Below are 13,243 nucleotides of genomic sequence, written 5' to 3'. Positions count from 1 at the left end.
CCACGTCGGGCGGTGATCAGCGCCAATGTTCCGGGGTGACCGGAGCGTCCCAGGCTCGGCCGTACCCGCTCGTAACGGTGGCCATGGATTCCTTACTGCGATAGACGATGTAGGGACGGTCAGATAGCCCACGGGCGCGCTGAACATGTGCACCAGCCGGGTGTAAGGCCAGAGAGCGAGGTCGACGAGGCCGTGTACCTGGAATGTCCACGGCGTGCCGACCATGAGCCTTGATACCAGTTGCCGGGTAAGTGTCAGCAGCGTATCCGCGCCACGATCACTCAGTGCTCGGGCGTGAGCGTGGGCACGACCTCGTACACCGCGTACGCGCGGCCGATCACCGGAAACGAGACGTTGCGCACCGGAACTCCACCTGCGGTGCAACCGATTTCGGTGCCACTGTGCGCGTGGCCGTGCACGGCGAGGGTGGCCCGGCCCGCGTCGACGGCTTCGCCAAGGGCGTGGCAGCCGAGGCCGGGGTAGATCTTGGGTGGCTCGCCGACGAGGGTGTCGATGACAGGGGAGAAGTGCATCAGGGCGATCCGGATCTCGGTGTCCAGGGTGTCGAGGGCCTGACGCAGCAGCAGGCCGTCGAGTGGGCCGCGGCGCATCCGGCACCGGTGTTCTTCGGTGCCTTCGTCGGGGGTGCCGGGATGGCCGGGGAAGCCGCCGCTGCCGCCCAGCACGCCCGCGATGCCGACCCGAATGCCGTTCAGTTCCAGCGTGATCGCGGTTGCTTCGAGCATGTGCACGCCGATGTCGGTGAGCTGGGCGGAGATTCGGAAGCCGAGCTTGTGGTCGTGGTCGTGGTTGCCGAGTACGGCGACGACCGGTACTGGGAGGTCGGCGATTTCGGCGCAGAGCAGGTCGGCTTCGGCGAGCCTGCCGCCCTCGGTCAGGTCGCCCGCCAGCAGCAGCACATCGGCGTGCTCGGCCAAACGTAGGAAGTCGGGGCGAAAGCGGCCGGCCACGGCGGGCCGCAGGTGGGTATCGGCGACGGCCGCGATCCGGATACCCCGCTGCGCGGAAACGGCAGGCATGGCGTCAGCCAGCCACATCGGCGCCGCGCTGTCAACCGCAATCTGACGTTCATCCGCCAGCCACCCGCCCGTGAGCTGCTGGCATAGCTCCTGGCTATCGAGGGTTCAATCGGTGTTCAGCGAGGCAACGCGCGATGGCGAGACCGATGAAACGTCAATGAACAGTGCCGCGACAGGCTATCCGTCGGGTCGGCTCGCCCCGCATGGTTCGGACTATGAACGAGCGCGACAAGCGAGCGGATCATCGTCCCGGCGGCGGGCAGCGCGATGAGGGCGTTGCCGGACCGCCGGGCGTGATCGAGGGGACGCGAGCATGAGCCGGTTTTGGTCGAAAGCGCTTGCCGTGTTGGCTGTTTCCGTTCTTCCCATGACGGTCGCCGCGGGCGGGGCGCACGCGGACGCGCGTGTCGACAAGGTGGTCCTGATCGGCCTGGACGGACTGATGTTCGACAAGGTCGTGCAGGTGCGGGCACCGAACCTGTTGCGGCTCAGCGCCGAAGGCATGCTCAGCCGCTCCTCGATCGCGCCGCACATCACCATCTCCGGCCCGTCCTGGGCCACCGTGCTGACCGGTGTGTGGGATCGCAAGCACGGCATCAAGGACAACAATTTCACCGCGGCACCGTTTGCGAAGTACCCGACCGTCTTCACCCAGCTCGAACGTGCCAACCCGGCGCTCAAAACCCACTCGATCGCCACCTGGGATCAGATCGCCACCATGACGGGCAGTGGCAACCCGCGCGCCGACGTGGTCGTCTCCACCGCGCCGGTGCCCGACGACCCCGATGAATCCAAGACCGACGCGGCCACCGCCACCGCCGTGGTCACCGCGATCACCAAGTTCGCCCCCGACTTCCTCTTCACCCACCTCGACCAGGTCGATCACGCAGGTCACAGCGACGGTGCCGCGTCGGACGAGTACCTCGACGCCGTCCGGCGCATCGATGAACAGGTCGGCCGGATCGCCGCCGCCGTCGACGCCCGTGCCGAGGCCAACCCCGCCGAACGCTGGACCATCCTGGTCACCGCCGATCACGGCCACCGGCCCAAGGGCGGCCACGGCGGCCAATCCCCGGACGAGACAACCAATTTCGTCATCGCCCGCGGACCCGGCTTCGCCGCGGGCGACACTTCCTCCCGCTACACCCTGGTCGACATCACCCCCACCATCGTCGACCTCCTGCACGTCCCGGCCAGCCCGGACTTCGACGGCCAGTCCATGCTCAACCGCGAGCCGGCCGGCCCGTCCACCATCCGCTAGTCCCAACGCGGCGGTTTGGTCGCAACGACACCGCCGCGACGCCTGATATGTCACGCTTTCCGGTACGCCTCGCCAAGGCCAGCGAACCCAGCGCCATCCCGGAGGGAGAACCCGCATCGCGCCCGCGGCAACCACGCGCCGGACGTTGCTGCGCGGCCGGGACTAAAGTTGGTGGTCTGGGCGGTTGCGGCGGTCGGATAGGGTGGTTCGATCGAGGCACGCGGCGCGAACGTCAGGCCCGGAGGCGGCAGTCGGCGTACCCACGGAGGGACCGTGAGCGCCGCAAGCGGGCACTGAGAGGTGGTGGCATGACTCAGCACGTGGGCGAGGCGAATGTCGGGCAATCGGCGGACGCCCCGCAGCCGAATGGTGCCGCCAACGGGTCAGAGCAGCCGAATACGCCGCCGAGCACGCCGGCTAGCGATGCCACGCCGCCGCGTCAGCCGGGCACCTCCGCGGCCGTGCCGTCCTCCGCGTCGCGCCGAGTGCGCGCCCGCCTCGCCCGCCGGATGACCGGTCAGCGCGGCATCGCCGCGGTCAAGCCGGTACTCGAGCCGCTGGCCAGCGTGCACCGTGAGCTGTACCCGAAGGCCAACCTGACGCTGCTGCAGCGCGCGTTCGACGTGGCCGACGAACGGCACAAGCACCAGTTCCGCAAGTCCGGCGACCCGTACATCACCCATCCCCTCGCGGTCGCCAACATCCTGGCCGAGCTCGGCATGGACACCACCACCCTGGTCGCCGCGCTGCTGCACGACACCGTCGAGGACACCGGCTACTCCCTCGAGCAGCTCACCCTCGACTTCGGCCCCGAGGTCGCGCACCTGGTCGACGGCGTCACCAAGCTGGACAAGGTGAACCTCGGCGCGGCCGCCGAGGCCGAGACCATCCGCAAGATGATCATCGCGATGGCGCGCGACCCGCGCGTGCTGGTGATCAAGGTCGCCGACCGGCTGCACAACATGCGCACGATGCGCTTCCTGCCGCCGGAGAAGCAGGCGAAGAAGGCCAAGGAAACCCTCGAAGTCATTGCGCCCCTTGCCCATCGGCTCGGTATGGCGACGGTCAAGTGGGAGCTCGAGGACCTCGCGTTCGCGATTCTGCACCCGAAGAAGTACGACGAGATCGTGCGGCTGGTCGCCGACCGGGCGCCGTCGCGCGACACGTACCTGGCGAAGGTGCGCGCGGAAATCGTGAATACCCTTGCGGCATCGCGGATCAACGCGATCGTCGAGGGTCGGCCGAAGCACTACTGGTCGATCTACCAGAAGATGATCGTCAAGGGTAAGGACTTCGACGACATCCACGACCTGGTCGGCATCCGCATCCTCTGCGACGAGGTGCGCGACTGCTACGCGGCCGTCGGCGTGGTGCACTCGCTGTGGCAGCCGATGGCGGGCCGGTTCAAGGACTACATCGCCCAGCCGCGCTACGGCGTCTACCAGTCGCTGCACACCACCGTCGTCGGCCCGGACGGCAAGCCACTCGAGGTGCAGATCCGCACCCAGGACATGCACCGCACCGCCGAGTTCGGCATCGCCGCGCACTGGCGTTACAAGGAGACCCGCGGCAAGCACTCGAACGACTCCACCGAGGTCGACGACATGGCGTGGATGCGTCAGCTGCTCGACTGGCAGCGGGAGGCGGCCGACCCGGCCGAGTTCCTGGAGTCGCTGCGCTTCGACCTGAAGTCGCCGGAGATCTTCGTGTTCACCCCGAAGGGCGACGTGATCACGTTGCCGCAGAAGTCGACCCCGGTCGACTTCGCCTACGCCGTGCACACCGAGGTCGGGCACAAGTGCATCGGCGCCAGGGTGAACGGTCGTCTGGTCGCGCTGGAACGGCAGCTGGAAAACGGTGAGGTCATCGAGGTGTTCACCTCGAAGGCGCAGAACGCCGGACCGAGCCGCGACTGGCAGAATTTCGTGGTCTCGCCGCGCGCCAAGGCCAAGATCCGCCAGTGGTTCGCCAAGGAGCGCCGCGAGGAAGCCCTGGAGAACGGCAAGGAGCAGATCTCCAAGGAGGTCCGCCGCGTCGGCCTGCCGCTGCAGCGGTTGATGAGCGTCGACGCGATGACCGCGGTCGCGCACGAACTGCACTACACCGACATCTCCACCCTCTACACCGCGGTCGGCGAGCATCAGGTCTCCGCGCACCACGTGGTGCAGCGCCTGATGGCGCAGCTCGGCGGCATCGGCGACGTGGAGAACGAGCTCGCCGAGCGGTCCACCCCGTCCACCACGCCGAACCGGCAGCGGACCACCGGCGACGCGGGCGTGCTGATCCCCGGCGCGTCCGGCACCGTCGCCAAGCTGGCCAAGTGCTGCACGCCGGTGCCCGGTGACGAGATCATGGGCTTCGTGACCCGCGGCGGCGCGGTGAGCGTGCACCGCACCGACTGCACCAACGCCGGATCGCTGCGCGATCAAGCCGAACGCATCATCGAGGTGTCCTGGGCGCCGTCACCGTCCTCGGTGTTCCTGGTGGCCATCCAGATCGAGGCGCTCGATCGCACCCGCCTGCTGTCCGACGTGACGAAGGTGCTGGCCGACGAGAAGGTGAACATCCTGTCCGCGTCGGTCACCACCCACGGCGACCGGGTCGCGATCAGCAAGTTCACCTTCGAGATGGGCGACCCGAAGCATCTGGGGCATCTGCTGAATGTGGTGCGGAATGTGGAAGGCGTCTACGACGTCTACCGCGTCACCTCCGCCGCGTAGCGCGCGAATGCCCTAGGTCGCTCGGAGCGCTTGCGAGTCGCGAATGCGCGCGGCCGCTTGAAATAGTCCGGGGTGGTCATCTCCCCTTGACGTGTCAATTGTTCTGTGCTCGGCAACCTCTCGGCGAACCATCCGCGAAGGCCGAGATATCTGCACGAATGCCGAAGCCTTCGGGCGAACGGAAGATGGAGTCCCGGTAGGGAATTCGGGTGACCGGCGGGTCGCCAGGCGGTTGCTCTCGTTTTCGGACCATCGGAAAGTTGCCGGGCGATGTTGCTCGGCACGCGGGAATGTGTGAAACCCGTTTCGGCAGTTCATGGAAAGTTTTCGGCGATGCCCCAGCAATAGTCGGAATCTGTTACGGTCTATTGCGTTTCATGGCGTTGAGGGTAACTGCGGCAACACGGATTGATTGCGGATCGCTATGACAAAGTATGCGGAAAGCGTTGCGGGGGTGCTGACAGCACTCACCGTGACCGTGGCTACGGCGGGTACCGCCGTGGCCGGTCCGCCGAATCCCGCAGGCCCCTCGACCAACATCGCGCTCAGTGCGTGTCCGGCATTATACGCCTTGGGAATTCAGGGCACCGGCGAATCGTCACCGGATGCCGCACCGTCTACCGACACCGGCATGCTGTCCACCGTCTTCCGCCCGATGTTGGCCAAGGCCACCGCTCCCGGGCTGGTCGATCGGGCTTACGTGCCTTACGAATCCGGCTTCGGCGGCGCGACGCCGGGAGGCCCGGCGCCCTACTCCCAATCGGTGACCGGCGGACTGGCCAGGCTGCGCACGATGGCCAAGGCCGTCGCCGATCGCTGCGCCGACACCAGGTTCGCGGTGGTCGGCTATTCACAAGGCGCACACGTTGCGTCGATGTTCGCGCAGGAGATCGGGCAGGGCAAAGGCGTGCTCCCGGCCGACAAGGTCGCGGCGGTGGCGCTGTTCGCCGACCCGACCCGCAACCCGGGCGCGCCGCTGTTCCCTGGCTCGCCGGGCAAGGCCTCGCCGGATCCGGCCCCTGGCACCCAGGGCGATGATCTCGCCGCCATCGCCGCGCTGCCGCAAGCGCCCGCCACCGGTGGCGGCATCGGCCCGGACCGCGACATCGCCGCCAACTTCGGCGCCCTCACCGGCCGCGTGGCCAGTTTCTGCGCGGCAGGTGACCTCGCCTGCGACGCACCGCAGGGCGCACCGATCCTGAAGGCCGTCACCAATGTTGTCGGCCAATCCACATTGAGCGGCGGCGACCCGATCGCCTCGCTCACCTCCATCGCCCAGGCGCTGGCCTACACGTCGATCAAGACCGCGACCAAGGTCGCCAACGAAGACGTGCAGGGCAACTCGCTCGCGACGCTGGCCATCTCGCCCAAGAAGTCGATCTCCCAGCGGCTCGCCGATGCCGCCGACCCGCGCACCCCACTCGACCTCCCCGGTGCGCTCCAGGCGCTGCTGAAGGTCGGCACGATCGGCCTGAACGCGGTCGTCAGCGTCGTCAAGACGGTCATCAACCCGTCGACCATCGCCGAACTGGCCACCGCGGGGTTGGCGAACCCGCCCGCCGCGCTGCTGTCGCTCGGCACGAAATTGGCAGGCGCGGTCGCCCAGCTCGTCCCGCCGACCACCGGCGCCCGCTTGGTCACCCAGGCGTTCGACGCGGTCGTACAAAACATCACCGACAACAGCGAACTGCTGAACACCGCCACCTGGGTGCGGTATTGGGACACCGTCCAGCGACACGGCGCGTACAGCACCGCGACGGTCGCCGCCAACGGCGACGCGCCGACAACCTTCGTCGCCGACTGGTTCGCCGCGATAGCCCGCGACATCGCCGGTAAATTCGGCGCGAACGGCAGGCCGCTCGGCAGTGCGGACAAGCCGCCGACGGGATTCTTCGGCGAGCAATCCGGCGCGTCGACTACGCCGAATGTGTCCGGTACGGGACAATTTCCGTTCGGGACAGGAGCCGAAGGCGCCTCATCCGGCGGCGCGACGTCGATTCCGCCCACCGATCGACCCGGCACACCCAACACCTACCCGTTCTCCACGAACTGATCGCCGAGAGGGTCCGACGATGAGCCATGTGCCTCGCGCAGCGGGAATGGGGGAATGTTGAAGTCGTACAAAGAACTGTCTCGTTGGTATGCCGCCCTGGAGCCGGAGACGGCACCGGTGCCGCCCGCGGCGAATTCTGTGCACCTGGACGACGAGGGTCCGGCCCGGTTCCCGCACTACATTCGTGACGAGCCGCAGCCCGAGGTCCCCGCGGACCTGTCGGCGCAGCGCAGCGAATTCACCGGTGGCTGGTCGGACTGGGTAGGCCGGGCACCGGGCCCCGACGACGACTACACCCCGCGCGACGCCGACCTGGTGCGTTTCCCCTGGCCCGACGACGATGACTACGACGACCCGCTGGACGAGCCGCGACCGCGCTCCTCCAGCGCCTTGCGGGGGGAGGCCCGCGCCCGTGGTTCGCGCCGCGTCCGGGTGTTCGTCGTGCTGGTCATCGCGGTGCTGCTGCTCGGCGCGGCCGCCGCGGGCGTGCTGTTCCTGCTGCACTCCGCCAACAGCCGGGCCGCGGCACCGCGACTGCCCGCCTCCTCGGCCTCGGTGCAGTTCACCGCGGGTAGCGCGCAGGCGGGCGTGAGCACCGACAGCCTGCGCGGCAAGTCGCAGGCCGGGGTCAGCACGCCGCGGCCGACCGGCGCCTGCCCGACCGAGCGCACCGCGACGACCGTGCGCGGCGCCGAAATGGGCAGCACCACAACGGGTCCCGACGCTATCCTGGCGTTCCAGTACGCGTACTACGTCGAGCGCTCCGGCGAACAGGTCCGGCAGGTCGTCGCGCCGGAGGCCACCGTCTCGCCCGCGCCGACCATCCAGCGCGGCATCGATACCATCCCCGCGGGCACCACGCACTGCGTGCGGATCGTGACCCTCTCGGACAACAGGTACTCGGTGGAGGTCACCGAGTACCGCCCCGGCGGCGTGCCCGCCACGTACAACAAGCAGACGGTCACCACCGCGGTGATCGACGGGCGCACCCTGATCACGGGTATCGCGGCCGGATAGAGGAGAGCAGGAAGCGATGGGCGAGGACTGGAGCCGCTGGCTCGACGAGGCACCCGAACAGGGTGAACCGTCGGGCCGGCCCGTGCGCTCCAAGGCTCCGGTGGTGCGATTGCGGCGCGGCAAGGGCGGCGGTTCCGGCGCGGAACAACCGTTGCAGCGCCCCATCCTGGTGGTCGGCGGCTGTGGTGGCGCGGGCACCACCACCACGGCGCTGGGGATCGCGGGCGAGCTCGGCATGGCAGGCACCCCGACGGTCGCGGTGGACGCGACCCAGGCGGGCAGCGACCTCGCGCTGCGCGGCGCGGACGAGCACCTGCACCCGATCAGCCTGCAATCGTGGCTGTACGGGCGTGGCGACGACGAACCGGCACCGCTGAAGGAATGCCTGTCGCGCGCGACTTCCGGAATCGGTTTACTGTGGCGCGATTCCGCGCCGCTGCGCAGGCGCGCGACCTATCTCACGGTGGCCCGCGCGGTCTACGACGCGGGCTTCACCGCGGTCTACGACGGCGGCAGCCCGATAGCCGGACGGCAGCTGCGCCCGCTGCTCGACGACGCGGATGTCGCTCTGGTACTTGCCATTCCGGCCCGCGCCGATGCCGCGAACCGGCTCCGGGTCACCCTGGAATGGCTCGACGACCAGTTCGGCGACTCGGCCGAGGGGCAGGGCGGCGGCATCGTCGGCGACACCACAATCGTTGTCTCACACCAGCATCCGGGCACCGAGTCGGGCGTAGCCGAGCATTTGCGTGAGCACCTGTCCGGCTGGGTCCGCGATATTCGAGAGATTCCCTACGACCCGCACCTGGCCAGGGGCGAACTGGTCCGGCACGCATCGTTGGCCCTCGATACGCGCCGGGCTTATGGGCGCCTGCTTGCCGGGGTGGCATCATGACGGCCGCTATGAAGTTTCGACGTCACACCGAATCCGCGCCCGCGGGCGTGGTCGCCCCGCCGGAGTCGCGCCGCGCGGCGATCTGGGACCGTCCGGTGCCCGGGGTCGGCCGGGCGCCGCTGGTGTGGATCATGGGCGTGCACGGCGGTGCCGGAGCCAGTAGCCTCGCGCATGTGCTTGCGCCCGCGGCGGATTCGGGCCGCCGCTGGCCCGGCGTCTTCGACCGCGAGTCCCCCTTCGTCGTGCTGGTGGCCAGAGAGACCATCGCGGGCCTCACCCGCGCGCATGACTCACTGCGCCAACATCATTCGGGTTTCGCCGGGTCCTGCGAGGTGCTCGGGCTGATCACCGTCGCCGCGCGACCCGGTCGGCTGCCCGCCGAGATCCGCCGCTACCGCGACGTGGTCGGTTCGCTGGCCGGCCAGCTGTGGCAGGTCCCGTGGTATGAGGAATGGACGCTGGTAGAACCGGAGAAGCTGCCCGTGTGGGCGCCCGGTGACGCGCTGCCACCGAAGAAACGCAAGATCGACCCCTTGGAAGAGGTACCGCTCGATGTCAGGGAGCTCGGTGCCGACATCGTCGCGGCGGCTCGAACGGCACTGGAGGAGGCCAAACTCGACGATCCGGCGCAGGACCGGGCCAGCAGAAAGCCACCCGATCAGTGAACATATGCATCGAATCGGCGACGACTCAACTACTTTCGAGAAAGGCACCCGATGAGCACGATTCTCCTCGCCGTGCAGGACACGTACGGCACCGTACTCGCGCAGGTCGGTAACCCGACGCCCGAGGCGCCGCCCGGCTCGGAGAAGATCCTGCAGCTGGTGCGCTACCTGACCTGGTTCGTGCTGCTGTCCGGCATCTGCGGAATCACCTACGCGGGCGGCAAGTTCGCGTGGGAGAAGTGGACGGGTGGCGGACTCGAGTCGCCGAAGATGGTGGCCGGCGCCATGATCGGCGGCGTCGTCGCGACCAGCGCCGGCACCATCATGAACGCCGTTATTGGAACCTGATGTCCGACATATCTACCGTGCGCGCGTCGGCAGCCGAGCTGCTGGCCTACAAACAGATGCCCGCCGAGGTACTGGAACCACTCATGCAGCTGCTCAACTGGCTGCTGTGGTTCGTCCTGCTGGTGTGTCTGGCGTGGATGATCGTCTCCGCGGGCAAGCTGTGGATCTCGTTCCGCAGCGACCTGGCGATGAACGACGCCTCGCACGGGGTGCTGATGAGCCTGCTCGGGGCGATCGTGGCGAGCACAGCGTCGGGAATCGCGCTGGCTTTCTTGCCGACATGATTAATCAGCGGGGGACTGCGGGCGCGGTCGGCGCGGTGTTGCTGATCGCGGCGGTCGGCTGTGGCGGTGGCGACGACCGATCCGGGCCGGAGCTGTCGGCGGCGCCGACCGGCGTGCGGTGGCAGCCGTTCCAAGGCGTGCCGCTGCCGCATACCGATCAGGGGCCGAAGTCGGAAGCCGACGGTGCCGCAACGGGTTTCGAGCATTCGCCGCGCGGTGCCGGGGTCGCCGCGATCACCCACGCGGTGCGGCTGGCGGTGGCTTCGGACAGTCAATGGGCCAAAGTCGCGGCGCGGGAGGTGGTTCCGGGTACCGCGAAGGACGAGTGGGCGGTGAACCGGATCCAGCTGTCGATCACCGGACCGGCCACCCCCGATTACGCGCCGCGGGTGCTCGGCTACCGGGTCACCGGGTACACCGACCAGCGCAGCACCGTCGACGTGCACACCGAGTACTCGGACAACTCCAAGGCGGTGAACCACACCACCGTCGAATGGTTCGGCCAGGACTGGCGGTTACGCCTGCCCGAGCCGGGCGCCACCGCTAGACCTATCGACGCGATCGACGTAATACCTGATGACTCAGTGAAATTGGAGGCACCGAAGTGACCGAGAAGGGGTCTTACGCGCGTGATCGCGTCTCCTTCGGTGCTGTCGCGTCCGCAGCTGTGCTGGCGCTCATCGTGATCATCGGAATCGTCATCTACGTCACCCGCGACGACGGCGGCCCAGCGGGCGGCGCGCCCGCGCCCGCCGCATCGCCCGGTGGCACCGGCTTCGCCGCGGCCGAGGTCGATATCCTCGGCCGGCGCGTCGATGTGCCGAACAACCCCGCCGGACAACCTTTTTCGCAGGACCCAACCCGGCAGCGCAAGCCGTCCGACTCGGACTGGCTGACCCAGGCCCCCGAGGGCACCACCGCGCCGCACGGCTGGCAGCGGGTCTACGGCGCCTCCGTGCCGTTCTCCACCTCGGACGGCCCGGCCCGCATCGAAGACGGCCTGGCCGTTGGCTATTCGCATACACCGCAGGGCGCGGTGCTGGCCGCGGCGCAGATCACCTACCGGCTCAACGCCCGTCCGGCCGACCGCGATCTGTACGTGACCCAGGTGCGCGTTTCGGCCCAGCAGATCGCGGCCTACGACAAGGCCCTCGGCAGCAACAAGCTGCCCGAGCAGCAGCCGGAGAAGGTCACCAAATACTTCGTCGCCTCGGACGCGTTCAAGGTCGACGACTACGCCGACGACCTGGCCATCGTCCGGCTCGCCTCGCGCGGCCCGGTGGTCGACGGCAAACAGTTATGGGCGGCGATCCGCCTGGTGATGGTCTGGGATGCCGGGGACTGGCGACTCAAGCCATCGACGTCCAATACCGCACAAACCGAGTACGTCGAATCGCTGACCGGGTGGACGAAATGGTGAGCACGATGGGAAAGGCACGACGAGAACTTGATGGCCGACCTGCGGAGCAGCGAGGGGTGCAGACAATGGTGAGGCGACTACTCACGATCTTCGCGGTCATCTTCACGGTGATGATGGCGACGCCGACCATCGCCTATGGACAGCAGTACGGCTTCGACGAGACGTGCAACGAGATCCACGACACGCTCGACAATGTCGGCCTGCCCGGCATCTCCCTCGGCGACGCCGCCTCCGCCGCGTGCAAGGCGGGCAATGCCGCTTCGCATCCGGGTCAGGCGGCCACCGCGGTCAAGGACAAGGCGTGGGACTCGACCTTCGGCAAGGTGGTCGACTCGCTGATGAACGGCCTCGGCGAGGCCATCATCCTGGCGCTGACCTTCTGGATGAAGGTGCCCAACGAGGCGGCCAGCGACTCGGGTTCGCTGTTCACGAAGATCAACGATTACACCTATCAGGCGCAGATATTGCTCTTGATAGCCTCGGTGATCCTGTCCGGCGCCCGCTTGGCCGAAGCCAGACGCGGGGCCACGATGAACGAGGCCGCCGAATCGTTCCGCATGTTCGCCAGAGTGGTGTTCAGTTCCTGGATGCTCGGCGCGGTGATCGTCGCGGGCACCCAGGCCTCGGATCGCTTCTCGGAGTGGATCATCAACGACTCGACCAACGGCAACGCCAAGGACCTGGCCGAGCTGATGGTGAAAACCAGTAAGCTGCAGGCATTTTCGCCGGGCCTGGTGTTGATCATCGCGATCGTCGGGCTGCTCGGCGCGCTCGCGCAGATCGTGCTCGCCATCGTCCGGCAGGGGCTGCTGATCATCGCGGCCGGTGTGCTGCCGCTGGCGGCGGCCGCGTCCGGGATGAACATCGGAAAACAGTCCTATCAGAAGCTGATCGGCTGGATCATCGCGTTCATGCTGTGGAAACCGGTGGCCGCGATCGTCTACATGATCGCGTTCACCACTGCGGGCCATGTGGATTCGCTGACCAGCACCAACGGCCTGCCGGATGGTGAACAGGCGCAACGCATGCTGGTCGCGATCGTGCTGCTGTGCAGCGTCGCGTTCGTGCTGCCCGCGCTGATGCGGTTGGTCACGCCCGCGGTCGCGATCGTCGGCAGCGGCGGTTCCGGTCTCACCGCGACCGGCGGTACCCTGCTCGCCGTTGCGGGCCTTGGCGCCATGGGCACCAAGGCAGTTGGCGTCAAAGGCACCGCGGCGTCGGGCGCGCCGGGCTACGTCGGCGGCAGCGGCGCGGGTCCGCGTCCGCCGGGTGGCGCGGGCGGACGCGGCGGCGGCGCACCACGCCCGACCCCGCCGCGCGGTGGCGGCGGACCGGCCGGTGGTGCGGCACCGCGCGCCTCCGGGCCCGGCGGCGCGGCGGGAGTACCGTCCGGTGCGGCACGGGCGGCGGGCCGGATCGGCGCGGCCCGCGCCGCGACGAGCAGCCTGAACCGTGCGGACCAGGCAATGGGTGATGTGGCCGGTGACCGTTGGGCGAATCGCTCGCCCGACCTCGGGAGGAGCACCATTCCGCGATGACG

12 protein-coding genes and 1 pseudogene are annotated in these 13,243 nt (G+C 68.4%); 11 read left to right on the top strand and 2 right to left on the bottom strand.

What is annotated here, in order from left to right; genetic code table 11:
• Window positions 1-16: 16 nt before the first annotated feature.
• Together ACIBCN_RS09835 and ACIBCN_RS09830 are read right to left on the bottom strand one after the other, a co-directional pair.
• Window positions 17-228 (bottom strand): annotated as a pseudogene (locus ACIBCN_RS09835) (respiratory nitrate reductase subunit gamma); the annotation flags it as partial.
• A gap of 53 nt (window positions 229-281) precedes the next feature.
• The gene (locus ACIBCN_RS09830; RefSeq protein WP_396991092.1) at window positions 282-1,040 is read right to left on the bottom strand and encodes a metallophosphoesterase; all 759 of its coding nucleotides are present in this window, start codon (window positions 1,038-1,040) and stop codon (window positions 282-284) included.
• 367 nt (window positions 1,041-1,407) lie between these two features.
• Here ACIBCN_RS09830 and ACIBCN_RS09825 point away from each other — a divergent pair, with 367 nt between their 5' ends.
• The 11 genes from ACIBCN_RS09825 to ACIBCN_RS09775 all read left to right on the top strand — a co-directional run bounded on the left by ACIBCN_RS09825 (window position 1,408) and on the right by ACIBCN_RS09775 (window position 13,241).
• On the top strand, window positions 1,408-2,301 hold the full coding sequence (locus ACIBCN_RS09825) for an alkaline phosphatase family protein (RefSeq protein ID WP_396991091.1): 894 nt from the start codon (window positions 1,408-1,410) through the stop codon (window positions 2,299-2,301).
• Between the two features lie 308 nt (window positions 2,302-2,609).
• Window positions 2,610-5,021: a RelA/SpoT family protein gene (locus ACIBCN_RS09820; protein WP_396991090.1), complete on the top strand. Its 2,412-nt coding sequence runs from the start codon at window positions 2,610-2,612 to the stop codon at window positions 5,019-5,021.
• Between the two features lie 424 nt (window positions 5,022-5,445).
• Window positions 5,446-7,074, top strand: coding sequence for a cutinase family protein (locus tag ACIBCN_RS09815; RefSeq protein ID WP_396991089.1), 1,629 nt, complete (start codon window positions 5,446-5,448; stop codon window positions 7,072-7,074).
• Window positions 7,075-7,128: 54 nt separating this feature from the next.
• A complete protein-coding gene (locus tag ACIBCN_RS09810) occupies window positions 7,129-8,091 on the top strand; it encodes a hypothetical protein (protein WP_396991088.1) in 963 nt (320 codons plus the stop codon).
• Between the two features lie 16 nt (window positions 8,092-8,107).
• Window positions 8,108-8,986, top strand: a complete 879-nt coding sequence (locus ACIBCN_RS09805) for a MinD/ParA family protein (RefSeq protein WP_396991087.1) — start codon at window positions 8,108-8,110, stop codon at window positions 8,984-8,986.
• The gene (locus ACIBCN_RS09800) at window positions 8,983-9,651 is read left to right on the top strand and encodes a hypothetical protein (RefSeq protein WP_396991086.1); all 669 of its coding nucleotides are present in this window, start codon (window positions 8,983-8,985) and stop codon (window positions 9,649-9,651) included. The genes ACIBCN_RS09805 and ACIBCN_RS09800 overlap by 4 nt, the downstream gene beginning before the upstream one ends.
• Window positions 9,652-9,702: 51 nt before the next feature.
• Window positions 9,703-9,999 (top strand): hypothetical protein, encoded by a 297-nt coding sequence (locus ACIBCN_RS09795; RefSeq protein ID WP_014351788.1) that lies wholly within the window; start codon window positions 9,703-9,705, stop codon window positions 9,997-9,999.
• The gene (locus ACIBCN_RS09790; RefSeq protein WP_396991085.1) at window positions 9,999-10,283 is read left to right on the top strand and encodes a hypothetical protein; all 285 of its coding nucleotides are present in this window, start codon (window positions 9,999-10,001) and stop codon (window positions 10,281-10,283) included. The genes ACIBCN_RS09795 and ACIBCN_RS09790 overlap by 1 nt, the downstream gene beginning before the upstream one ends.
• Window positions 10,280-10,891, top strand: a complete 612-nt coding sequence (locus ACIBCN_RS09785; RefSeq protein ID WP_396991084.1) for a hypothetical protein — start codon at window positions 10,280-10,282, stop codon at window positions 10,889-10,891. Before ACIBCN_RS09790 ends, ACIBCN_RS09785 begins: the two co-directional genes overlap by 4 nt.
• The gene (locus ACIBCN_RS09780; protein ID WP_396991083.1) at window positions 10,888-11,703 is read left to right on the top strand and encodes a hypothetical protein; all 816 of its coding nucleotides are present in this window, start codon (window positions 10,888-10,890) and stop codon (window positions 11,701-11,703) included. The genes ACIBCN_RS09785 and ACIBCN_RS09780 overlap by 4 nt, the downstream gene beginning before the upstream one ends.
• Before the next feature lie 65 nt (window positions 11,704-11,768).
• Window positions 11,769-13,241, top strand: coding sequence for a hypothetical protein (locus tag ACIBCN_RS09775; protein ID WP_396991182.1), 1,473 nt, complete (start codon window positions 11,769-11,771; stop codon window positions 13,239-13,241).
• Window positions 13,242-13,243 lie beyond the last annotated feature (2 nt).

It is taken from the genome of Nocardia sp. NPDC051052, assembly GCF_044456045.1.
GTDB lineage: Bacteria > Actinomycetota > Actinomycetes > Mycobacteriales > Mycobacteriaceae > Nocardia.
This window is presented reverse-complemented; position numbering and strand designations above follow the sequence as displayed.

What these genes read in the sequence shown, in the direction of transcription:
- ACIBCN_RS09830 (WP_396991092.1), bottom strand. Translation starts at nt 1,040, where the DNA reads ATGCCTGCCGTTTCCGCGCAGCGGGGTATCCGGATCGCGGCCGTCGCC.
- ACIBCN_RS09825 (WP_396991091.1), top strand. Translation starts at nt 1,408, where the DNA reads ATGACGGTCGCCGCGGGCGGGGCGCACGCGGACGCGCGTGTCGACAAG.
- ACIBCN_RS09820 (WP_396991090.1), top strand. Translation starts at nt 2,610, where the DNA reads ATGACTCAGCACGTGGGCGAGGCGAATGTCGGGCAATCGGCGGACGCC.
- ACIBCN_RS09815 (WP_396991089.1), top strand. Translation starts at nt 5,446, where the DNA reads ATGACAAAGTATGCGGAAAGCGTTGCGGGGGTGCTGACAGCACTCACC.
- ACIBCN_RS09810 (WP_396991088.1), top strand. Translation starts at nt 7,129, where the DNA reads ATGTTGAAGTCGTACAAAGAACTGTCTCGTTGGTATGCCGCCCTGGAG.
- ACIBCN_RS09805 (WP_396991087.1), top strand. Translation starts at nt 8,108, where the DNA reads ATGGGCGAGGACTGGAGCCGCTGGCTCGACGAGGCACCCGAACAGGGT.
- ACIBCN_RS09800 (WP_396991086.1), top strand. Translation starts at nt 8,983, where the DNA reads ATGACGGCCGCTATGAAGTTTCGACGTCACACCGAATCCGCGCCCGCG.
- ACIBCN_RS09795 (WP_014351788.1), top strand. Translation starts at nt 9,703, where the DNA reads ATGAGCACGATTCTCCTCGCCGTGCAGGACACGTACGGCACCGTACTC.
- ACIBCN_RS09790 (WP_396991085.1), top strand. Translation starts at nt 9,999, where the DNA reads ATGTCCGACATATCTACCGTGCGCGCGTCGGCAGCCGAGCTGCTGGCC.
- ACIBCN_RS09785 (WP_396991084.1), top strand. Translation starts at nt 10,280, where the DNA reads ATGATTAATCAGCGGGGGACTGCGGGCGCGGTCGGCGCGGTGTTGCTG.
- ACIBCN_RS09775 (WP_396991182.1), top strand. Translation starts at nt 11,769, where the DNA reads ATGGTGAGGCGACTACTCACGATCTTCGCGGTCATCTTCACGGTGATG.